At 42.0% G+C, this 20731-nt stretch carries 22 protein-coding genes; 15 read left to right on the top strand and 7 right to left on the bottom strand.

The annotated features are described in order from the left end of the window. Window positions 1–47: 47 nt before the first annotated feature. The 6 genes from ACKTT2_RS10565 to ACKTT2_RS10540 all read left to right on the top strand — a co-directional run bounded on the left by ACKTT2_RS10565 (window position 48) and on the right by ACKTT2_RS10540 (window position 6963). On the top strand, window positions 48–1268 hold the full coding sequence (locus ACKTT2_RS10565; RefSeq protein WP_407886450.1) for a glutathione S-transferase family protein: 1221 nt from the start codon (window positions 48–50) through the stop codon (window positions 1266–1268). A gap of 159 nt (window positions 1269–1427) precedes the next feature. Then, entirely contained in the window at window positions 1428–2804 is a 1377-nt protein-coding gene (locus ACKTT2_RS10560; RefSeq protein WP_407886448.1) for an LLM class flavin-dependent oxidoreductase, read from the top strand. Between the two features lie 26 nt (window positions 2805–2830). Next, on the top strand, window positions 2831–3745 hold the full coding sequence (locus ACKTT2_RS10555; RefSeq protein WP_407886446.1) for a TauD/TfdA dioxygenase family protein: 915 nt from the start codon (window positions 2831–2833) through the stop codon (window positions 3743–3745). A gap of 304 nt (window positions 3746–4049) precedes the next feature. After that, entirely contained in the window at window positions 4050–4643 is a 594-nt protein-coding gene (locus ACKTT2_RS10550; RefSeq protein WP_407886444.1) for a glutathione S-transferase family protein, read from the top strand. A gap of 379 nt (window positions 4644–5022) precedes the next feature. Beyond that, window positions 5023–5985, top strand: a complete 963-nt coding sequence (locus tag ACKTT2_RS10545; RefSeq protein ID WP_407886442.1) for an ABC transporter permease — start codon at window positions 5023–5025, stop codon at window positions 5983–5985. 18 nt (window positions 5986–6003) lie between these two features. Next, entirely contained in the window at window positions 6004–6963 is a 960-nt protein-coding gene (locus ACKTT2_RS10540) for an ABC transporter permease (RefSeq protein WP_407886440.1), read from the top strand. A gap of 5 nt (window positions 6964–6968) precedes the next feature. On the opposite strand, the gene ACKTT2_RS10535 is transcribed toward ACKTT2_RS10540, so the two are convergent. Next, window positions 6969–8828, bottom strand: a complete 1860-nt coding sequence (locus ACKTT2_RS10535; RefSeq protein ID WP_407886438.1) for a peptide ABC transporter substrate-binding protein — start codon at window positions 8826–8828, stop codon at window positions 6969–6971. A 494-nt stretch (window positions 8829–9322) separates the two neighbouring features. On the opposite strand from ACKTT2_RS10535, the gene ACKTT2_RS10530 reads away from it, so the two are divergent. The 4 genes from ACKTT2_RS10530 to ACKTT2_RS10515 all read left to right on the top strand — a co-directional run bounded on the left by ACKTT2_RS10530 (window position 9323) and on the right by ACKTT2_RS10515 (window position 11838). Further along, window positions 9323–10015, top strand: a complete 693-nt coding sequence (locus ACKTT2_RS10530; protein WP_407886435.1) for a YjjG family noncanonical pyrimidine nucleotidase — start codon at window positions 9323–9325, stop codon at window positions 10013–10015. Between the two features lie 194 nt (window positions 10016–10209). Then, entirely contained in the window at window positions 10210–10677 is a 468-nt protein-coding gene (locus ACKTT2_RS10525; protein ID WP_407886433.1) for a GFA family protein, read from the top strand. Then, entirely contained in the window at window positions 10674–11186 is a 513-nt protein-coding gene (locus tag ACKTT2_RS10520) for a GNAT family N-acetyltransferase (RefSeq protein ID WP_407886431.1), read from the top strand. Before ACKTT2_RS10525 ends, ACKTT2_RS10520 begins: the two co-directional genes overlap by 4 nt. Next, window positions 11173–11838 carry an HAD family hydrolase gene (locus ACKTT2_RS10515; protein WP_407886429.1) on the top strand — a complete coding sequence of 222 codons (666 nt, stop codon included), beginning with the start codon at window positions 11173–11175 and terminating at the stop codon, window positions 11836–11838. Before ACKTT2_RS10520 ends, ACKTT2_RS10515 begins: the two co-directional genes overlap by 14 nt. 148 nt (window positions 11839–11986) lie before the next feature. Here the strand turns inward: ACKTT2_RS10515 and aroA are convergent, their stop codons facing one another. Both aroA and ACKTT2_RS10505 read right to left on the bottom strand, forming a co-directional pair. After that, the gene (gene aroA / locus ACKTT2_RS10510; RefSeq protein WP_407886427.1) at window positions 11987–13267 is read right to left on the bottom strand and encodes a 3-phosphoshikimate 1-carboxyvinyltransferase; all 1281 of its coding nucleotides are present in this window, start codon (window positions 13265–13267) and stop codon (window positions 11987–11989) included. Between the two features lie 312 nt (window positions 13268–13579). Continuing rightward, the gene (locus ACKTT2_RS10505; protein WP_407886426.1) at window positions 13580–14125 is read right to left on the bottom strand and encodes a histidine phosphatase family protein; all 546 of its coding nucleotides are present in this window, start codon (window positions 14123–14125) and stop codon (window positions 13580–13582) included. Between the two features lie 60 nt (window positions 14126–14185). Here ACKTT2_RS10505 and ACKTT2_RS10500 point away from each other — a divergent pair, with 60 nt between their 5' ends. The 5 genes from ACKTT2_RS10500 to ACKTT2_RS52320 all read left to right on the top strand — a co-directional run bounded on the left by ACKTT2_RS10500 (window position 14186) and on the right by ACKTT2_RS52320 (window position 17978). Next, window positions 14186–14857 carry an HAD family hydrolase gene (locus ACKTT2_RS10500; protein ID WP_407886424.1) on the top strand — a complete coding sequence of 224 codons (672 nt, stop codon included), beginning with the start codon at window positions 14186–14188 and terminating at the stop codon, window positions 14855–14857. A 442-nt stretch (window positions 14858–15299) separates the two neighbouring features. Next, window positions 15300–16097: a molybdate ABC transporter substrate-binding protein gene (gene modA, locus ACKTT2_RS10495; RefSeq protein WP_407886422.1), complete on the top strand. Its 798-nt coding sequence runs from the start codon at window positions 15300–15302 to the stop codon at window positions 16095–16097. 102 nt (window positions 16098–16199) lie between these two features. Then, window positions 16200–16889: an SDR family NAD(P)-dependent oxidoreductase gene (locus tag ACKTT2_RS10490; protein ID WP_407886420.1), complete on the top strand. Its 690-nt coding sequence runs from the start codon at window positions 16200–16202 to the stop codon at window positions 16887–16889. A 147-nt stretch (window positions 16890–17036) separates the two neighbouring features. Further along, a complete protein-coding gene (locus tag ACKTT2_RS10485; protein ID WP_407886418.1) occupies window positions 17037–17669 on the top strand; it encodes a dienelactone hydrolase family protein in 633 nt (210 codons plus the stop codon). 12 nt (window positions 17670–17681) lie between these two features. Further along, complete coding sequence (locus ACKTT2_RS52320; RefSeq protein ID WP_500691383.1) at window positions 17682–17978, top strand: alpha/beta hydrolase family protein; 297 nt, start codon at window positions 17682–17684, stop codon at window positions 17976–17978. Window positions 17979–17987: 9 nt separating this feature from the next. Here ACKTT2_RS52320 and ACKTT2_RS10475 read toward each other — a convergent pair whose 3' ends face one another. The 4 genes from ACKTT2_RS10475 to ACKTT2_RS10460 form a co-directional block, all read right to left on the bottom strand. Then, on the bottom strand, window positions 17988–18140 hold the full coding sequence (locus tag ACKTT2_RS10475; protein WP_407886414.1) for a hypothetical protein: 153 nt from the start codon (window positions 18138–18140) through the stop codon (window positions 17988–17990). Window positions 18141–18529: 389 nt separating this feature from the next. Further along, entirely contained in the window at window positions 18530–19126 is a 597-nt protein-coding gene (locus ACKTT2_RS10470; protein WP_407886412.1) for a Uma2 family endonuclease, read from the bottom strand. 76 nt (window positions 19127–19202) lie between these two features. Beyond that, a complete protein-coding gene (locus tag ACKTT2_RS10465; protein ID WP_407886410.1) occupies window positions 19203–20219 on the bottom strand; it encodes an isopenicillin N synthase family dioxygenase in 1017 nt (338 codons plus the stop codon). Window positions 20220–20516: 297 nt separating this feature from the next. After that, window positions 20517–20731 (bottom strand): cupin domain-containing protein (locus ACKTT2_RS10460; protein WP_500691382.1); only part of this gene is annotated, 215 nt, incomplete at its 5' end.

The following is a 20731-nucleotide window of genomic DNA, read 5'->3' as shown; positions in this document are numbered from 1 at the left end:
ACAATAGACAGTTCACGCTCACAATTTTTTTATAGGAGAAGACAGAAATGCCACTACAAGAATCAATATCTAGTTGGGATCGATTGTTAGAAATTTCTCGAAAAAATACCCCAGTTCGACGGGTACGCCGACCCGGACAATCACCTTCTACGGCTCCTATTCCTAGTGGTCTTCATAAACTAAATTCTGATACACCACCAGTACTGCTTTACCGCGATACCAATTCTTGGTGTCCTTTTTGCGAACGAGTTTGGTTTGCCTTAGAAGAAAAAGAAATCCCCTTTGAAACAGAATTTATTGATTTGAGTAATAAGCCCAAGTGGTATACCGATCTGGTTCCTACAACACTTGTTCCGGCTGCAAAAATTGAAGGCAAATTAGTTTATGAATCTAAAGATATTCTCTTAGCTTTGGAAGAGCGATTTAGTAGTCCGTTTCTGCTTCCTGAAGATCCAGAAGAAAATACAGTTGCAAGGCAGTTAGTTGAGAATGCTGAAACTAGTGGTTTTTTGGGTGCTGCTTACAAATTTTTAAGGCAACAAACTTCGGATGCTAGTGAGTTAGCCAATTTTCAAACAGACTTGGAAGCTAAATTGGACGCACTTGAAGAAAACTTGGGAAGATATCCAGGTCCTTATTTTGTGTCAACGTTTAGTTTGGTCGATATTATGTATAGTCCTCATTTGGATCGCTTGGCTGCTAATTTACCAGTCTACCGAGGATATTATATCAAGGGAAATCCACGTTTCCCTCGACTTAACGCTTGGTATGAGGCAATTAAACAACGTCCTGCTTATCATAGAGTCAGATCGGACAGTACAACTAACAATTTACTTTTGCGTCGCCGATTCGGTTTGCAACCAGTTGGAAGTCCATTGCCTTTAGATATAACAGACAGCGAGGCACTTCAGTATCGAGCAGAAGCTGCTGAAAGACTGAGTGATAATCGGGAAGTTGCGCTCGCAGATATTGTGAAAAACTCTGGAGTACAAGCATTAGCAGCAGATGGAGACATTTCAGCAGTGAAAGAAGCTGTTGAGTGGCATCTTAAACTGCTAGCAGAGTATCTCCTTCATGGAAATGGCTCACCTTTACTAGGCGGACGCACAGGAGGTAAAGAAAATACCATAGATCCGACTGTAGCAGCTGTCGGAGCCATTACACTTGCCTATGTAAGAAACCGCATTTGTGCTCCTCGTGATATGAGTGCGGGTGCTGCTACAGCATTTCGAGCAGCAGCCGATAAAGTCTTAGCATCACTTTATTAAGTATGATTTCACCCACTCTCGTTCCCAGGCAGAGCCTGGGAATGACTGGTAGGAGGCAGAGCCTCCCGTCCTTGATAAACTTGACTAAATTGATAAATTTATTGGAGAATAACACCATAATTATTTAGCTAATCTAACAGTTTGGTTATCATCTAAAAAATGAGTACGAAAAAACAACTAAAATTAGGTGCATTCTTACCTGGTTCCGGGCATCATGTAGCAGCATGGCGACACCCTAATGCACAAGCTGACGGAGGTTTAAACTTTCAGCACTACAAGCGACTCGCTCAGACAGCCGAACGAGGCAAATTTGACATGGTTTTCTTGGCTGATGGCGTAGGTGTGCGAGAACGGGGAAAAGGGAAGGAGGCGCTAAGCCGAACCACAGTTGTTCACTTTGAACCCCTGACCTTACTATCAGCTTTGTCAGTCGTGACAGAACATATAGGGTTAACAGCAACAGTCTCAACCACTTATAACGAGCCATATCACCTTGCTCGTAAATTTGCGTCATTAGACTATTTAAGTAACGGTCGTGCTGGATGGAATCTCGTGACTTCTGCAACAGAAGTTGAAGCAAAAAACTTTAGTCGCGACCAGCACATGGAGCATACGCAACGTTATGAGCGTGCCAAAGAGTTTGTAGATGTGGTGACTAAACTCTGGGATAGTTGGGAAGATGACGCTTTCTTACGCGACAAAGAATCAGGCATTTACTTCGATCCAGACAAATTACACATTCCCAATCATCAGGGCGAGCATTTTTCAGTCAGAGGACCTCTGAATGTGGCTCGTCCAGTACAAGGATACCCAGTCATCATTCAAGCTGGCTCGTCTGAAGATGGTAAGAATCTAGCTGCACAAACGGCAGAAGTGATTTTTACTGCACAACAAACGCTAGAAGAAGCGCAAGCATTTTACACAGATGTCAAGAGTCGATTAACAAAGTACGGACGTTCTCCCGACAGTCTCAAGATTATGCCTGGAATCTTTCCAACGATCGGCAAAACCGAGCAAGAAGCTAAGGACAAATTCGATCTACTTCAGGAATTAATCGATCCAAAGGTAGGATTAGGTTTGCTTGGAGGGATGATAGGTGGGTTTGATTTGTCCAACTACCCAATAGATGGTCCACTTCCAGAATTGCCAGAGACCAACGGTGGTAAAAGCCGTCAAAAATTACTGACAGATCTTGCCCATAGAGAAAATTTAACCATCCGGCAATTGTATTTGTGGATTGCGGGCGCACGGGGACATCGGCAGACTGTAGGAACACCAGAACAAATCGCAGATCTGCTTGAAGACTGGTTTGTCAATGGTGGAGCTGATGGATTCAATATTATGCCACCTTATGTACCAGGAGGTTTAGATGATTTTGTGGATTTAGTCATTCCCGAATTACAACGCCGAGGGTTGTTCCGGACTGAGTATGAAGGTCGAACTCTACGAGAGAATCTCGGTTTACCCCGTCCGGTAAACCAACTCACTACCCTTCCAGTATCTCCAGAACTGATAACACTTGGTGCTTCTACATAATTGCAAATTTTACCTTTATTAAACATATGAGTTTTCAAAACTTTGACATTCAACCTGTTGCAGGACGTATCGGTGCTGAACTTATAGGTGTTGATTTGAGTGCTGACCTCAGTAAGGACATTATCAGCGAGATCCGTCAGGCTCTTGTTCAATATAAAGTTATTTTCTTCCGTCGCCAACAGCTAGATGCTAATAGGCAAGTTGCTTTCGCTCGCCGATTTGGTGAAGTGACAACAGCACATCCCACCGTACCATCATTTCCAGGACACCCAGAGGTTCTAGATCTAAATTACGGGCGCACTGTTACTCGTGCTAATAGCTGGCACACTGATGTCACCTTCGTAGATCGTCCTCCGCTTGGTTCTATTTTACGAGCTATTACTATACCACCAGCAGGAGGAGACACAATTTGGGCAAACTCCGTAACTGCATACCAAGACTTACTACCTCATCTGCGTAATCTTGCAGACCAACTCTGGGCTATACATAGCAATGCTTATGATTATGCCGTTACGCCACTTGACGTTTCTGAAGAGGTTAAGGCGTACCGAGATGTCTTCACATCTACTGTATACGAAACACTTCATCCAGTTGTACGGGTTCATCCTGAGTCTGGCGAGCGAGGTCTCTTCATTGGTGGTTTTGTTCGTCAAATCCGTGGTTTATCACCAGCTGAATCAGCAGATCTTCTCCGACTTTTACAGGCGTATGTGACTCGTCCAGAAAATACTGTTCGTTGGCGTTGGCAAGTTGGTGATGTGGCATTCTGGGACAATCGCGCTACTCAACATTATGCGATCGCTGACTATGGTGACCAGCCCCGCCACGTTCAGAGAGTGACCATCGTTGGCGATACCCCTGTTGGTATCGATGGTAAACAAAGTGAAGCAATCAAGGGAGACTCTTCTACTTACAACCAACGTGTGCCGGTTGTTGCGTAATACTTAGAAGGACAGACCAAGTGCCTCTCAGTTTCTGTGTATAATTTTGCCTAGAATGATGGACTAGACCCTCACCTCGTTCCCAGGCTGAGCCTGGGAATGCCTTAAAGGAGGCTCCGCCTCCCGTCTCGATCCAATAAGTTTAGCGCAATTACAACCTCTCCCGAACAAGTGGCTCTCAATTTCTCAGCATAATTTAACCCAGAGGGGATTGGCCATTCACGACCAATCCCCTCTTGGGAAAAGACCCCTCCAAACTGGATACATAATCTCAACGTTACCTTCAGGATAATCGTGCTTTTTCATGAGACTTTTCTACACACCGAACTCTCCATACGCACGCATAGCGCGAGTAGCTGCACTAGAACTGAATCTAAGTAATCGGATTGATATGCAAAAAGTTACAGTGCGCGATCCGAATAGTGTCCTTCTGAACTACAACCCTACAGGTAAAGTTCCAACCCTAGTAACTGACGACGAATTCATTTTGAGTGAAACCCGTATCATTTGCGTTTATCTAAATCACTTCAATAATGAAATTAAACTAGTTGCTGATATTTCTAATAGTTTTTTACAGCACCTTGAAGGCATAACCAATGGATTTCTAGATGGTATTGCTGTTTGGGTACGAGAGCGAAGGCGTCCACTTAACGAGCAATCGCCTGGGATTATTGAGCTAGAACATTCCCGTGCGTTGAGGTGTCTGGACTATTTCAATAAAATATTGGATAAACTCGACCAAAGTCCTAAGCTAGCTCATTTAACGCTCAGCTCTGCACTTGGGCTGGAGAACCGTTTTCCCGAACTGCAATGGCGGCAGAAGTATCCAAAACTTGCCCGTTGGTATGATGAATTCTCTAGGCGACCTTCCATGCGATCGACAATACCAGAGAGTTAAAAGCGGTTTAGCAGTTAACAAAATAATTAGGTATACCTAGATATAGTAGAATTGTATGAAAAACCATGTTTAGGTATTTGACAATATCAGAATAAAGTCGTTTACGAAGATTTGTCAACCCCGATTAAAGGCGGGGACAAAAAATCTTCAAAGCGCAATCGGAACAAGCTCAATCAATACACGAAGGGCATAGTCGTCAGAGCTTTAGAGACTGTTCCGATTGCGCTTTGGGAAAGTGTCCGTTGCTGTCAATGCTGCCTACACCTCGCAAGATTCCCAACTTCTTGAAGAAGTCAAGAATCTTATCAACCTAATCCACTTAAACCGCGCTCAAATTAAGAGAGAATTAAAACAAGTCAATTGCGGTAGTGAGAAATAAGTGACTAAGTATATAGCCTATCGTCTACTGATCTTTATTCCAACACTCATTGCTATTAGCATTGTTGTGTTCGCTATCTTAGCTTTAGCACCAGGCGATCCAATGGGTGAATTTGCGGTCAATCCATCCATTACAGCAGAAGTTCGAGAAAACATTAGAAGAGCGTTTGGTTTAGACCAACCAATACACATACGCTATATCAAGTGGTTTACATCCTTTCTTAGGGGAGACATGGGCTATTCTTTCACTAGCCGCAGTCCAGTGAGTGGGTTGATTCTACAACGGTTACCAACAACATTATGGGTCGTTGGTTCAGCTTATATTCTCGGTGCATTGCTAGCTGTTCCCTTAGGGGTAATTTCCGCTCTTAAACGTAATTCAGTTGTTGATACCATTTTAACAACTATAGTGTTTTTAGGATTTTCTCTGCCTACATTTTTTACTGGATTATTATTTATTATTCTCTTTAGCGTACAGTTAAAATGGTTGCCTTTTATCTACAATAGCACTCTACAGGTAACTGATTGGGAAAGTTTTGTTGCACAAATTAAACAGTCAATTATGCCAGTTTCTGTGCTTACACTCTGGCAAACAGCCTTATTAATGCGCTTTGTACGTTCGGAAGTCTTGGAAAAACTTCACCAAGATTACGTGCGTACTGCTTATGCTAAAGGATTACCTACATTGACTATCATTTATCGTCACGTTTTACGGAACGCACTAATTCCTGTCGTTACATTAGTAGCATTGGATATTCCAAATATTTTTACAGGAGCTTTGGTCACAGAACAAGTTTTTCGTGTTCCCGGTATTGGTGCTTTATTGATAGAATCAATATATCGTAATGATACACCAGTCGTAATGTCAATTACTTTTATCTATGCAATTTTGATTGTTGTTTTTAATCTAGTTGCAGATATTCTTTATGCTTTATTAGATCCTCGAGTTCAGTACACAAAGTAGCACGCATCTGAACAGTTTATGTTAAAGCGATCGCCGAATCAGGCTTCAGAAGAGCCAGAAGTTACAACCTACCCCGTAGTAGAACAGATAACTCCTTTTGGACAAAAAACCCTCATACAAGAGGTCTGGCAGAAATTTTGTCGCAATCGCCAAGCGCTCTTTGGCAGTGTCGTGCTGTTGATAATAGTGTGTACCATCCTCTTTGGTCCACTTGTGTATGCTACACCTATCAACAAAATTGACTTTGCTCAATCCTCCCTTCCTCCAAGTTGGGAACATCCATTTGGAACTAACGATTTGGGTCAAGATATTCTAGCAAGGATGTTGTACGGCGGACGGATATCAATTGCAGTGGGAATTTTTTCTATGTTAGTTGCGATCTTTCTAGGCATACTTATTGGCGCAATCTCTGGCTTTTATGGCGGCTTACTAGATATGATGCTGATGCGCTTCACTGACTTATGCCTAGCGTTACCGCGACTACCACTGTTATTACTGGTAATCTTTTTGTTCCGGGATACAATTAAAGCGATCGCAGGTCAAGAACTGGGTATATTTGTGCTAGTTGTCCTGGTTATCGGTGGACTCAACTGGATGGCTGTAGCAAGATTAGTCCGCTCTGGTTTTTTAACGGTAAGGGAAATGGATTTCGTTACAGCTGCACGGGCGCTTGGCGCAAGTCCCCAACGACTGATCTGGATTCACATTCTGCCAAATGTTATCAGTCCGGTACTGGTTGCTGCTACGCTGTCGGTTAGCAATGCAATTATTACCGAATCGACCCTCAGCTTTTTTGGTCTTGGTTTTCCACCAGACATACCAACTTGGGGACGAATGCTTTATGATGGACAAAACTTTCTAGAATTTGCTCCTTACATGGTTCTTTTCCCAGGTACAGCAATATTTCTCACGGTACTAAGTATCAATTTTATAGGTGATGGTTTAAGAGATGCTTTAGATCCGCGACTGTCGAGGTAAGCCATTCACTTTCTTCGCCAGTCTTTAATATTCCAAGTATCGGCATCCCATGGAGTTAAATCTACACCAGTCAGCCTATTGCTAATGCCACTTACTCTAGCTTTTATAACTAAAGGAATCACAATCGCATCTTTAATCAGTAAATCGTTCATTTGAATAAAAAGCTGTTGGCGTTTTTTTGGATTTAGCTCTGTACTGGATTGTTGCCAAAGCTTGTCATATTCGGGATTGCAATAGCGTGAAGAGTTGCCACGCGACCAATTGTTTTTTTTCTGAGGAATTTCAGCACAAGTCCATCCCTTCATATAAGCACCAGGGTCAGTATTTTCATTCCCATTCGTCAACATTTGCATATCGGCTTGGAAACGAGAAGCCGTGTCTGGGTTGGAAGGATCGCCAGAGAAGTAAATACTTGGATCTATACTTTTGAGTTCTACGTTTACACCAATAGATGTTAATGCTTGTTTGATAATTTCTTGAGTCTTTTGTCGCAATGGATTGACTCCTGTTTGGAAAACAACCTTCATTTCTATGCCATTTTTGTCCCGAATACCGTTGTTATTAGTATCTTTCCATCCAGCTTCATCTAATAAAGCAGAGGCTTTTTTCAGATTAAATTCGTATTTTGTATTAGGTGAATTATAAATATCCGGTCCAACCAAAGTATTGGAGGTTGCACGACCAGTTAGACCATATAATTGCCGGGTAATAGTATCGCGATCGACAGCAAAGTTAAAAGCTTGGCGCACTCTCTTATCGCTAAAGAAAGGATGGGGAAACTGAAGGCTAGAGCGTTCGCCATCTTTCGTTGCTTTGTTGGGATCGGTTTGGTTAAGAAAAATACGTTCTGCCAAACCTCCAAAGATGATGTCTACCTTACCTTTACCTCCTGCTTCCAATTGTTTAAGGATCGGAGCTTCCACTAAGAGGTTCCAAGCAAAGTCACTATCACCAGTCTGAAGCACAGATCTCGCCGCCGAAGTGGCGTCACCACCTCCCTTAAGTTCTACTCGTTTAAATAAAGGCTGGTTAGTTTCTCGAAACAAAGGATTGGCTTCATAAATAACAATGTCTCCGGGCTTAAATTGTACCACTCGGTAGGGACCAGAACCGACAGGAAGCAAATTAGCAGGAGCTTCCCTAGCGTTAGATCCACTGTATTTCTCGAAGATATGACGTGGTAAAATAGCCCCACTTTGACCAATGAAAGGCAACGACCAAGCAGGATTGACATCTTTAAAAATGATTTTAACAGTTTGGTCGTCAATAGCTTCGACGTTTTTAACAGCTTCATAATAAGCAGTCGTAGTCGCACCTACAGCTGGATTGGAGAGAAATTTGTAAGTAAATACCACATCTTGTGCTGTCAAAGGCTGTCCATCCGACCACTTAATACCCTGCTTAAGTTTCCAAATGACAGACTTACCATCCTTAGCCAGTCTGCCATTCTCTAAAGTGGGGATTTGTGCTGCTAAAAAGGGAATTAATTTGCCTTCTTTGTCATAACTAGCCAGAGGTTCATAAGTAACTCTGCTAGCATGAAAGTCCTTAATTCCTTGAGATAGATGTGGATTTAGAATAGTTGGAGCTTGCCAGTAAAGCAATCGTAATGTATCGTTGTTGCTGCTTGAGGCTCCAGGAGTCGATTCTTTCGTTGCGGAAGATTCAGGCTTTGGTGAAGAACAAGCGGTTAAAAAAGATACAATTATTAACGACAAAGTAAAAATTTGATGATTTGTGAGGAGGTTACAAAGCCGCGATTTAGGATACGCGAAATCTTGCTGTCTTTCAGATTTTAGATAAACCTTTTCAAACTTTTGCCCTCTTTTCGCATAATACTGGATAAGTTTTGATAAAACCGACATTGTTTGAGCACTTTTGATGAAGTTGAGTATTGGCTTGAATTATAGAGGAGAGTTCTTTCAATGAAAATCACCCACAGTTTTGGAAGGTATGGAAGCAGTTTTAAACTCTTGTGAATTCTGTGTCCTATCGATGTATTAGACATCTCCAGAAATTAATTATGCATTACCCAAAAGTCCTGGTAGGGGCGCAATGCCTTGCGCCCTTACATCTTTTTCACGCCTAGGTCTATTCTCCAAACCGTTGGAAGTGCCTCTTGAATGGACTGACATTTAGGGCAGTTCCTAGCAGAAAGCAAACCCGTTGACAACCGGAGTTTAAGGTAACAAAGAGTGTATAAATTTTACTGTAGCAATCCTAAATCATTGGTAAAATTCTCTCTTCTCTCTTTTCTTCGCGCTCTTTGCGTCTTGACAGTTAATAATTTTTATAACTCAAATGGGACTGCCATATAAGTTTTAGTTTATTTGAAATAAGGTATTTCAACTCTGTATTTATGAAGTATAAACTTATCCTTTTTGATTCAGACGAAACCCTCTTCGATTATAAGCGATGTGCTCGGGAAGCATTCAGTATCACACTCTCCTATTTTCAAATTCCTTTCCTTCGACCTACTTACTTTGAAGAATTCGATTCAATAAATATGGAGCTTTGGAGTGATTTTGAATCTGGAAAAATATCACGTTCTATACTCTATATAGAACGCTTCAAACGATTTTTTGCTCTTGATAATATAGGGGTAAATATCAAATATTTTAATGCTCATTATTTGGATATTATTGGTCAATTTTCCTATTTAATTGAGGAAGCAAACGATGTCTGTAAGGCTCTTAAACAACATTGTACGATAGTAATATTGACCAATGGTTTCTCTCATATACACCATCGACGAGTCAAAAACTCACCTCTGTCTCTACTGATTGACAAAGTTATAGCAACTCAGGATTACGGTTATGCAAAACCTGATAAGCGGATATTTGACGTAGTGTTTGAACTGTACCCAGAGAGCGACCGAGATTCGATCTTAATGGTTGGAGATGGACTACATTCTGATGTTCTTGGCGGAATAAATGCCAACATTGATACATGCTGGTTTAATCCTTACTGCAAACAAAACACATTGGCAGTGTCGCCCACTTACATAATATCTACTCTTATGGAACTTGTGCCAATTGTGTTAATCTGCTAATCACGTATAAAAGTTTGATGAAACAATCTGTACTGATTGTAGCTGCGGTACTCTTCCTTGTAACCCATGCCTCGAATCTACAAGGGATCGCTTGAACTTGACTTAATCGATAGATCTGTCGGAAAATGTAAAGATTACTGCCAATTCATGACCTATTCCCCAGGAAACAAGCCTTGAGATCTGAGAAAAAACTTATGAATGATTGTGTGACTGGTGGATGCCTATGCGGATTCGTTAGATATGAATACAGTGGTGAACTGAGATTAGCGAACTACTGTCATTGTAATGATTGCAGGAAAACCACAGGTAGCGCTTTTAATATTGGGATTAAGGTTGATGCACTGAAGCTCCGTGTTATCACAGGTCACGTTAAGAGCTACACAAAAACTGCGGGTAGTGGCAACACGATCGCTCGTGAATTTTGCCCGGAGTGCGGTTCACCCTTATTTACTAGAGCCTTTGCTAAGCCAGAGTTTGTTTGGATCAAAGCTGGAAGCCTAGACGATCCAACACTAGTTAAACCAACATATCAAATTTGGAGCGATCGCGCAGTGCCGTGGGCTTATATTGATGCAGATCTGCCAAGCTTTCCAGGCAACCGTACTGTAGTGGAAACGAACGACGCCCAACCGACAGTTTCAAGCGACAAACAAAAACAATGAAACTAGAGACACAACGCCTCATTCTCAGAGAATTTCAACTAGAAGACTTTCAGCAGATCGCACCGATACTTGCCAACCCACAAGTCATGAAATTTTCTTTAGCAGGTACCCTTTCACCTTTGCAAACACAGGAAAAAATAGCAAGTTTCATTGCTTCCTATACAAAATATGGTTTTGGTAAATGGGCTGTTATCTTTAAAGAAAGCAATGAGTTGATTGGCTATTGTGGAATAGCAGTTGAAGAAATTGATAATCAAGCAGAAAAAGAAATTGGCTATCGACTCGATCCAAGGTTCTGGGGTAGAGGTCTGGCAACGGAAGCGGCGACAGCAGCTTTGCGATATGGATTCGCTCAACTCAAACTCCCATATATTCTTGGTATTGTTGAAGGAGAGAATATGAAATCAGTAAGAGTTCTCAAGAAGTTAGGAATGATATATGAGAGAGACACTATATATCATGGGATCGAAATGAATGTGTATCGAGTAACTCAAAATGTCTATCTATAAAAAAGAAATGCGAACAGAACTGGTTATTTTTGACTGTGACGGAGTATTGGTAGATAGTGAGGCATTAGGTAATCGCGTTCTTGTTGAATTTGTGGCAGAGTTTGGACTGGCACTGGAACTTGAAGAAGCCGTTTTGTTATTTAAAGGTTGTAAAATGGCTGATTGTGTTGCGGTCATGGAACAAAGGCTTGGGAGAAATATGCCACTAGATTTTGTAACTCAACTTCGTGCTCGTACTGCTGAGGTATTCGAGCGTGAACTGCGTCCTGTAGACGGGATAGAGGCGGCTCTAGACAAAATCGATTTACCTATTTGCGTTGCGTCAAGTGGTCCCCTAGAAAAAATTAAGTTAGCACTGCGTGTCACTAACTTACTGCCTCGATTTGAAGGGCATATCTTTAGCTCCTATGAAATTGGAAGTTGGAAGCCAGCACCTGACTTATTCTTGTATGCAGCTAAACATATGGGATTTGAAGCTCCATCTTGCACTGTTGTAGAAGATAGCATTTTGGGTGTGCGTGCAGGTGTTGCCGCAGGTATGAGAGTTTTAGGTTACATTGCTCAGAGTGAGAGGGATCTCTTTGAGACCTTTAAAGTGCCTGTCTTCCACTCTATGTACCAACTGCCTTCTTTAATGTCACAACAAGAATAGACCTCTTGCAAAAAGACTCCTCCAGAGCTGGTACAGTAGTCAAGATGGAAGCAAAAAAGGGTTTTTCTACCGTGGAAAAGAGATCGTTCATCGTTCTCTTGTAAAATCAAGAGTTCAAATATACTTGACTTGAATAACATTCAGTAATTTATTGTTCTAACATTTGGAAGAATCGGGTAAAGTAATCCGGAAAGGTCTTTGCTGTACAACCAGGGTCTTTAATAACAATCCCTGGAACCTTCAAACCAGTAACAGCAAAAGCCATCGCCATTCGATGATCGTGATAAGTTTCAATCGCTGCTGGGGTAATCGGGCTTGGCTCAATTTTCAGTCCATCTGCAAATTCTTCAACCTTGACTCCTAGCCGACGCAACTCGGTAACAACGGCTTGAATGCGTTCGGTTTCTTTATATCGAATATGTTCTACATTACGGATGATAACTGGTGAACTGGCAAAGGGCGCGATCGCTCCTAACGTTTGCACTAGATCCGACATATCGTTCATGTCAATGTTGATACCCTGCAATTGCTTGGGTCCTGTTACTTCAGTGTAATTATGGGAGTCATTAATCTGGCAACCCATCTGTTCTAAAACATTGAGCCAAAGAATATCACCTTGACGGGATTGTTTTGTCAAATGGTTAACCCGCACCTTTCCACCTGTGACGGCTGCCGCAGCAAAAAAGTAAGAGGCATTCGACGCATCAGGTTCTATAGTGTAATTTCGAGCCTGATAACGCTGACCCGCTTTGATCTGAAATTGATTCTCGTCGGTTTGCAGCACCTGTACGCCAAAATCCATCATTAGGCGACAAGTCATTTTAACGTAGGACTGCGAAACCAGTGTACCTTCAACCTCAACGATTGTGTCCTGTTGAGCTAATGGTGCAATCATCAGCAATGCCGAAAGCTGCTGACTAGTTTGGTTGCCCTTCAAGCGAAAATGCCCGCCGGAGAATTGCTGAGCGTAGATAGTGTAGGGCATAAAACCAGGGTTGCCCTCAAAGTTAACGGTTGCTCCGCCCATTTGCAGAACTTTCAGCAAGTCGTCCATCGGTCGTTCCCGCATCCGAGGAACGCCATCTAGGCGATACTCACCGTTGCCCAATGCCACCAACGCTGAGATAAACCGTGCTGCTGTACCCGCTAAACCCACAAATAAATCTGCCTGCGTCGCTGGAATTTCGCCCCCTCTTCCTGTCACTTGGATCTGGGACAGATAAGAATTAAGTGTAATGGGAATACCCAAATTTTCTAAACATTTGGCAAAATACTTGCTGTCTTCGCTAAATAAGGCATTTTCTAAAATAGAGTCACCTTGCGCCAAAGCAGCGACGAGCAGTGCCCGATTGGTAATACTTTTAGACCCTGGAATTTCTACTGTGGCATTCACTGGGCGATTCAGAGCAGGGATTGCAATGGTATCCACGTTAAACCTCCATACAAGTGATTAGCTACAATATACAGTCTCATAAGTAACTAGACTAAAATAAATACACTTATAAAGGCTGGGCACGGGGCATGGGGCATAGCAAAGCAAAAACATTCTTGAAATTAATTGTATCTAATTACTTATCATAAATGCTGGTTAAGCCAGTGATTGTTACAACTTGACCTAATGCAATTGCCGACATGAGATGCCAAAAAGCTCTATCTATAACGATCTCCATGCATTTGGAAGTATGCGCCTAGAATCTTCATTGCTTCGTCAAAGTCTCGTTGTAGTACTAGAGGCAAGTTACTATTCATGCCATATACGCTTAACTTCTACATGACCTTTGCCAATCACGACATTATATATGTCTGGATTTGTCAAACTCTGCCACTCAGCAAAACCTATCTGCTCGTTAAAATATTTTAATAGCAAAGTCATTAAATTACCATGGGTGACAATAAGCGTGACCTTAGCATCATTTAGCAAAATTTCATCAACTACTGCAACTGCTCGTTGCATTGCGGTACGGCTTGACTCACCACCCATCAAACACAAATCGAAATCCTCAAAAGTCTGGCGCAGTTGTTCAAGCCAATCGGGAAGCATTATTGTACTTAATACTCGTTCCCTTAGTCGAGCGTCAAGGTCAATGGTAATGCCTAAGTTTTCAGCAAGAGGTGCGATCGATTGATACGCTCTGACAAAAGGACTAGAGACAATGCGTTCGATCTGAATTCTCGAAAAAAAGTCGGCGAGTAACTTGGCTTGTACTTTACCCTCCTTTGTGAGTGGAGCATCAGGCTGTTGTCCTGATGCTTGACAGTGCCTAACTAAATATAAAACTTTGTTCATAGGGCGGGAAGAAAGTAAAATCAAAACGAATGTACATTCGGTAACTGAAAATGTCTATCTATGATAATGCTTTCCTACTCTGTTCTTTTTGATTTAGATGGGACATTAACCGATCCCAAACTTGGTATCACTCGCTGCATTCAGTATGCTCTGTCTGAACTGGGTTACAAACCACCGGATGAAGATGACTTACATTGGTGTATTGGTCCTCCACTGAAAAATAGTTTTTCACAGTTACTGAACACCTCAGAAGACAAACTACTTGAGCGGGCAATTTCACTTTATCGCAGTCGCTTCTCCACAGTTGGGTTATTTGAAAACTTGCTTTATCCTCAAATTCCAGAAACCTTACAAACGATTCGCTCTGCTGGCTATAAAACTTTTGTTGCAACTTCAAAACCCTATATCTATGCTACGCGCATTATCGAGCATTTTGCCTTGTCGTCTTTGTTTGATGGCGTTTATGGTAGTGAACTAGATGGAACTCGAAGTGGCAAAGGTGATTTGATTCACCACATCTTACAGAAAGAGAACCTTTCACCCTCTGCTACAGTCATGGTGGGCGATCGCTTTCACGATATCATTGGTGCAAAGCAACATAATATTGCTTCAATTGGCGTGACTTATGGTTATGGAACTGAACAGGAGTTAACGGTTAACGGTGCTGACTCGATCGCTCGTTTTCCAGATGATATTCCAATACTGCTGAAGGATTTAACAAAATCGCCGTAATTTCTCATCTTCGCGTCTGTAGAGATATAAGGCGGGGAAGAATTTTTTCCTCTCTAAATATTGGCTTTAAGCCAAGATTAGAAGATAAATTACGCATCACTATTGGTACTGATAAGTAAAATCAAGTGCTCGTAGAAACACTGATTTTACTTATTGCATAGAGCACTATTAGTAACATTCGTTTGCTAGCTTTCAAGAGCAGAGGTTTTTGAGTCACCCTTATATGTATTTCAGTAACAAAATGCTTGTCTTTCAGATAAAATTATGCAATTATCTTTTAAAATACGGTAATTCAATCGAGTACAAGTATTTTATTTCTCATACTATGAGAATCCTAGCTCTATGTAGATATATGAGAAAAAATCGAACTATGTAAGGAATAAACAAAATAAAACCCTTACAAATGACGAATGACGATCTACCCAGTGTTTCCAATAAACATATGAAAAGAAAACTAATTTTTAGCTTCTTCTCTACAGCTACTGTTAGCTTGCTTTTGGCAGTTAGTGTTCGATTGACAAGTCCCTCTGTTGTAGTAGCACAACCAAGCAACAACTTAACTATCTCTGCTGCTGGTAGCTTAAAAGATGCGCTGGAAGAAATTAAAACGCTCTATCAACAATCTCAACCCAATATCAATATTACTTATAACTTTGGAGCTTCAGGTGCATTAGTTAAACAAATTGAGGAGGGTAAACCATCTGATATTGTTATTGCTACTGGTAAAAAGCAAGTAGATGGTTTAGAAGAAAAAGGGCTGCTAGTTCCAAAAACGCGAGGTATCTTGGCAGATAACCGTCTAGTTGTGATAGTACCTAAAAATAATTCTGTTGGCATTAGGAGCTTCTATACCTTAGCCGACTCTAAGGTTAAGAAAATTGCCATTGGAGATCCCAAAAATGTCCCTGCAGGTCAGTATGCACAAGATGTGTTTAAGAAATTAGGCATTCTCGATAAAGTCAAGCCTAAATTCGTTTATGAAAAAAATGCTAATCAAGTCTTAGCCTCAGTGGAAAATGGTAATGCTGATGCAGGTCTCGGTTATTCTACTGATGCAAAAAGCTCCAACAAAGTAAAAGTTGTTGTTGCTACTGACGGAAAATATTATTCTCCTATTATTTATCCTCTGGCAATACTCAAAAGCAGCCAAAATGTTGAAGCTGCCAAAGGATTTATCAAGTTTCTATCTAGCGACCAAGCTAAGGGCGTACTCAAAAAATATGGATTTATTGTGAAATAATCTCGCTCTTCAGGTAAGAGTTACCGTACAATAGCTAGTAACAAAAAGTAGAAAATCCAGTAACCAACTGGATTGATTCTTGAATCGAGAGATAATCAACAAATGACAACTACCGCATTAATCGTTGGCGCTGGTAGTGGACTCAGTGCGTCCTTAGCCCGCCTGTTTGCAGCCGAAGGAATAAAAGTTGCTTTAGCAGCACGGCGAATTGATAAGCTGAGTCTATTATCCCAGGAGATTGGATCTGTTAGTTTTGCCTGCGATGCCTCAAAACCGGATGAGGTCAATCAACTCTTCAGTGATGTCGAACAAAAGTTGGGAGTACCAACGGTAGTTGTTTATAATCCTAGCTTGCGAATTGCGGCTCCACTTATTGAACTCGATCCAATTGAAGTAGCTAAATCCTTGGAGATTACAGCATATGGAGGTTTCTTAGTAGCACAGGCGGCGGCGAAACGTATGTTGGCTTTGGGTGGAGGAGCTATTTTCTTTACGGGTGCTTCCGCTAGCGTCAAAGGTTATCCTAGATCTGCACCTTTTGCGATGGGTAAATTTGCCTTGCGAGGTTTAGCGCAAAGCATTGCTCGCGAACTAGCTCCTCAAAATATCCACGTGGCGCATTTCATCATTGATGGTTCGATTCGTTCTGCTACTCGTCAAGAACCAGATGACAAGCCTGATGGCTTTCTCGATCCCGATGCCATTGCTCAAACTTATCTCAATATTTTGCGTCAGCCTCGCAATGCTTGGACATGGGAAGTTGAATTGCGACCTTGGGTTGAGCGGTTTTAATGAAGTAATTGTCACTCATTATGGTTTGGGTGCAGGATTTGGATGTTTTCGGTGCATAGTAGACATATTAAGTTAGATGAGGCTAAAACCTATGTCAGCACCCCGTACCTTGAGTTACACGGTTTCCGCACTCCCGGAGGCTTTTAGATGAGGGATTCAGAAGACTTTCGCGAAAACCTCTTTAGCTGTTTGGGAGGAAACTGGCCCGAACCTTGTCCGCTCGATCCAGTGCTAGAAGACTCAATAGCTCGTCATGGGTATCGAATAGAAAAAGTCACATACCAGGTCGAACCTGGAGAGCGTGTACCTGCATATGTTCTGATTCCTGATGGTGTAACGCCTAAGTTACCTGCTCCAGGAATTGCAGTCTGGCATCAGCACAATAATATTTGGACAATTGGCAAGAGTGAGCCTGCTGGTCTTATAGGTGACTCAGCACATTTCACAGGTGTTGCCTTAGCACGCGAAGGATATGTTGTACTTTGTCCGGATGCTTTATGTTTTGAGGAACGACAAGATTCGATTCTTCGAGGAGGTGATTTTGAGCGCTTTGTATTCTTACGCTACCTCGTTAACGGGAAGAGTCTTGCATGGAAGTACATACTCGATATGCGTAGAGCAATTGACTACTTGTGCTCGCGGTCTGATGTAAATGCTGATGCAATAGGTTGTTACGGTCATTCGCTTCGATCTATCTCCACCTGGCTTGTTGGACCATGGGAACCACGACTAAAATGTCTTGTTGGAAACTGCTCGCTACCAACTTACTCAGCAATTTAAAGGACTCGTCTTATTACTGGTTTCGCTATCATTATCCCTGGTTTAAGTCGATATGGAGATACACCGGACATTGCAGCGCTTATTGCTCCTCGTCCCCTACACCTTAACTTTGGTGCAGAGGATAGACATAGTCCAATTGTTGAGGTCAGGAAAGCTGTGGAAACTATCAGGAAGGCTTATCAGCAGCATGAAGCGGAGGATAAGTTTACTTACTTTATTGAGGAGAACCAGGGACACGTACTGTCTGAGAAGATGTGGGAGTATGCTCGATATACGCTGCTTCAATATTTGCCGCCAAATTATGCCTGATGTACAACTTCATATCTCAATGCGATCGCCATGAGCTTTCGGAACTGACACGACTAAAAATCTCACGTCCGAACTCGACTCATTCCGGAATTGATGAGCAACTTTCGGGGGAACCTCAATCCCTTGCTTTGCCCGTAAGATGAACGTATCAGCAACATTCATTTTAATTTCAGTTTTACAACAATTCCGTTATTTAATAAAGATTTCGGCTCAATGCCTGATACCCTTATTTAAGCAGACTTTTAATATCCTCTCGCTTTTTTGTAAAATAGTTGGTAACTTCTGCGGGAGTAAGCGGTGTAACAGTTGTTTCAGGTCGAATGGGTTGCAATAAAGCGTTGTGACTGCAATGAGAACTGTTTGCCTTTTTATACACAACTGTAGAGCTTATACCAGGTATACGAAAATAATCACCTAATTTGTAACTCTTGGAAAGTCATAAAAGAATAAAGACTTAACGATAGTCTACATTATTATTATAGTTTAGTCAGTACTCGCTCAAGTGTCGGCAATTTTAGATAATTTAAGGATGTGCGATCGCCTATCCCCAACTATTTCTGAAGTGCCTGCTGAAAGGTTTTGATAGCATCCACATGATTTACTATATTGATGCAACGTAACAACAAATCCAGATCGATCCCTTTCACTTCCTCACTGCTGGAAACCTTTTCATAGTGAAGCGCGTTGCTCTCACCCCGCAGGTGATAGATTTCTAACACACCATCTTCCCAGAACCACACTTCCTTTATCCTCAGCCGCTTGTATGCCTCCAGTTTGTCGATACCGCCACTGGTAAACACGACTTCAATCGCCAAATCGGGGCGCACTCGACCTGGAGCAAGTTTATAGGATTCATCCGCCTCTCGCTTGACAGCACCTGCTTCACTTTCTAAGGTCATTGAGCCAGTTGGGGTAAAGTCAAACCCTGCCATGAGCAAGTACACTTCTACCAATGCAGCAATTCTCTTCTTAACTGTTTCGTGAGGTTCTCCTGGTATTCTTCGTATCTCCAAAACACCATCCAGGAAAGAGAGCCGATATCCTGGGCGGTCTAACAATTGCTCAACTGCTTTGAACTCTCTCCAAGTCAGTTTCTCAAACAAAAGGGGCAGTTCTTTTCTGGGTGTTGCGATCGCTGCTGGGGTCATTTGAGTTTGCAGTCTGTTTTTAGATTAGAAATAGTGGTTTCGATGTCAATTCTTTCATCTTAACTTATTTTTGAAGCTATAGAACTGTTTGACGTAACTCCGGAAACACTTTAGACACCTTACCTAACAAGTAATCTCCGTAAGTTCCGCGAAAGGCATGAACGCTAGCTCTATCCCAGCGTTCGTTTTTATCATCCATCGCCATCACTTCTTTCAGTTCAATTGGTTTTACTTCAACATTAAAATTAGGATCGAAGAAGAAGGGAAACGACAAACGATCGCCTCCAGACAAATTTAGTACGCGATGGGGTGTCGAGCGATACAACCCCCGCGTCATGCGATCGAGCATATCTCCAATATTGCATACAAATGAGTTAGGAACAGGTGGCGCATCTACCCAGCCAGACTTCGACCTAACTTGCAATCCACCTGCATTATCCTGCTTGAGGATAGTTAATACACCATAATCAGTATGTTCCCCCACACCCCACTGACGTTTATCCTCAGAAAGTGACGGGTTAGGAGGATAGTTAAAAATCCGAAATAATATCAGTGGGTCTGTTGTGTAGCGATCGCTAAAGTAAGATTCTTCTAACTCCAGGCTAAGAGCAATACCAGCCATCAACCTATGCCCTAATTTAGTCATCGCTTCCATATACTCAAGCACAGTCTGTCCTAATTGCGGAACACTTGATGGAAAAAGATTGCGACCGTGCATTGGAGTATTAGCTCTAACAAGTGGATGGTTTTCTTCAAGTTCTGCACCAAAATATATACCTTCCTTCAAGTCTGGCTTACCTGAGGTCAATTCGCCTCCCACAGGGAAATATCCCCGCCATGCTCTACCACCAACTTTCATGCCAATCTCTAGTTTAGTTTCCACATCCCGTTCAAAGAACTGTCGGCTAAAGTGTTCCAGACGTTGCTGTAGTCCTTCATCAACACCATGCCCAATAATGTAGAAGAAACCACACTCACGGCATGCTTGTCCAATCTGAGTCGCTACTGTGTATTTGTCACCATTTCCAGAAACTAGCGCACTGACGTCAATGATAGGAACTTGGGAAAACTCTTTGTTTAGTGATTGCTGCATTGCGATCGATAAGAGTATTGTGAGAGTCAAAAAGTAATGCTTCTAATTATATTCTTAAGTTTGTAGAAAAATACTTGCTCTCAAAGGACAAGTGTGGCAAACTAACTTTAAGATACGATCTGTAATTCTTCTTTATAACGTGTCCCATTTTACACGTATTTGCTCCCGTTGGCGAATTCATTAAAAGGGTGGTTTTTGGAAACTTTCGTTGGGGCATTCCCACGATGGCATGAGTATTTCCAGCCTTATGAAACATTTCGCCAACGGTATCCGTATTTTGTTATGACCTTGACAAAATTAGTATGGTGTGCCGTCTTTGTGGACAAATTTCCATAAGCCATTCTCTAAATTGGCCATAAGGTCGTCATCGGGATAGCTGCCTTCGTCTCCCGGTGTTCTGTCCCCGATTTCGAGGTAAAGAACATCTTCTGTTGTTTCGTTGATGAGGTGGTGGCCGTTACCAGTGCCAGCCTTGAAGCCAGCACACATACCAGGGGAGAGTTGTGTACAAC

Origin of the sequence: Scytonema hankhaensis NUACC26 (assembly GCF_045865695.1) — a bacterium.
In the GTDB taxonomy this organism is placed as follows: Bacteria; Cyanobacteriota; Cyanobacteriia; order Cyanobacteriales; family Nostocaceae; genus Scytonema.
The sequence above is the reverse complement of the archived record's forward strand: the minus strand, read 5'-3'. Positions and strand labels throughout refer to the sequence as shown.

What these genes read in the sequence shown, in the direction of transcription:
- ACKTT2_RS10565 (WP_407886450.1), top strand. Translation starts at nt 48, where the DNA reads ATGCCACTACAAGAATCAATATCTAGTTGGGATCGATTGTTAGAAATT.
- ACKTT2_RS10560 (WP_407886448.1), top strand. Translation starts at nt 1,428, where the DNA reads ATGAGTACGAAAAAACAACTAAAATTAGGTGCATTCTTACCTGGTTCC.
- ACKTT2_RS10555 (WP_407886446.1), top strand. Translation starts at nt 2,831, where the DNA reads ATGAGTTTTCAAAACTTTGACATTCAACCTGTTGCAGGACGTATCGGT.
- ACKTT2_RS10550 (WP_407886444.1), top strand. Translation starts at nt 4,050, where the DNA reads ATGAGACTTTTCTACACACCGAACTCTCCATACGCACGCATAGCGCGA.
- ACKTT2_RS10540 (WP_407886440.1), top strand. Translation starts at nt 6,004, where the DNA reads ATGTTAAAGCGATCGCCGAATCAGGCTTCAGAAGAGCCAGAAGTTACA.
- ACKTT2_RS10535 (WP_407886438.1), bottom strand. Translation starts at nt 8,828, where the DNA reads ATGTCGGTTTTATCAAAACTTATCCAGTATTATGCGAAAAGAGGGCAA.
- ACKTT2_RS10530 (WP_407886435.1), top strand. Translation starts at nt 9,323, where the DNA reads ATGAAGTATAAACTTATCCTTTTTGATTCAGACGAAACCCTCTTCGAT.
- ACKTT2_RS10525 (WP_407886433.1), top strand. Translation starts at nt 10,210, where the DNA reads ATGAATGATTGTGTGACTGGTGGATGCCTATGCGGATTCGTTAGATAT.
- ACKTT2_RS10520 (WP_407886431.1), top strand. Translation starts at nt 10,674, where the DNA reads ATGAAACTAGAGACACAACGCCTCATTCTCAGAGAATTTCAACTAGAA.
- ACKTT2_RS10515 (WP_407886429.1), top strand. Translation starts at nt 11,173, where the DNA reads ATGTCTATCTATAAAAAAGAAATGCGAACAGAACTGGTTATTTTTGAC.
- ACKTT2_RS10505 (WP_407886426.1), bottom strand. Translation starts at nt 14,125, where the DNA reads ATGAACAAAGTTTTATATTTAGTTAGGCACTGTCAAGCATCAGGACAA.
- ACKTT2_RS10500 (WP_407886424.1), top strand. Translation starts at nt 14,186, where the DNA reads ATGATAATGCTTTCCTACTCTGTTCTTTTTGATTTAGATGGGACATTA.
- modA (WP_407886422.1), top strand. Translation starts at nt 15,300, where the DNA reads ATGAAAAGAAAACTAATTTTTAGCTTCTTCTCTACAGCTACTGTTAGC.
- ACKTT2_RS10490 (WP_407886420.1), top strand. Translation starts at nt 16,200, where the DNA reads ATGACAACTACCGCATTAATCGTTGGCGCTGGTAGTGGACTCAGTGCG.
- ACKTT2_RS10485 (WP_407886418.1), top strand. Translation starts at nt 17,037, where the DNA reads ATGAGGGATTCAGAAGACTTTCGCGAAAACCTCTTTAGCTGTTTGGGA.
- ACKTT2_RS10475 (WP_407886414.1), bottom strand. Translation starts at nt 18,140, where the DNA reads ATGAATGTTGCTGATACGTTCATCTTACGGGCAAAGCAAGGGATTGAG.
- ACKTT2_RS10470 (WP_407886412.1), bottom strand. Translation starts at nt 19,126, where the DNA reads ATGACCCCAGCAGCGATCGCAACACCCAGAAAAGAACTGCCCCTTTTG.
- ACKTT2_RS10465 (WP_407886410.1), bottom strand. Translation starts at nt 20,219, where the DNA reads ATGCAGCAATCACTAAACAAAGAGTTTTCCCAAGTTCCTATCATTGAC.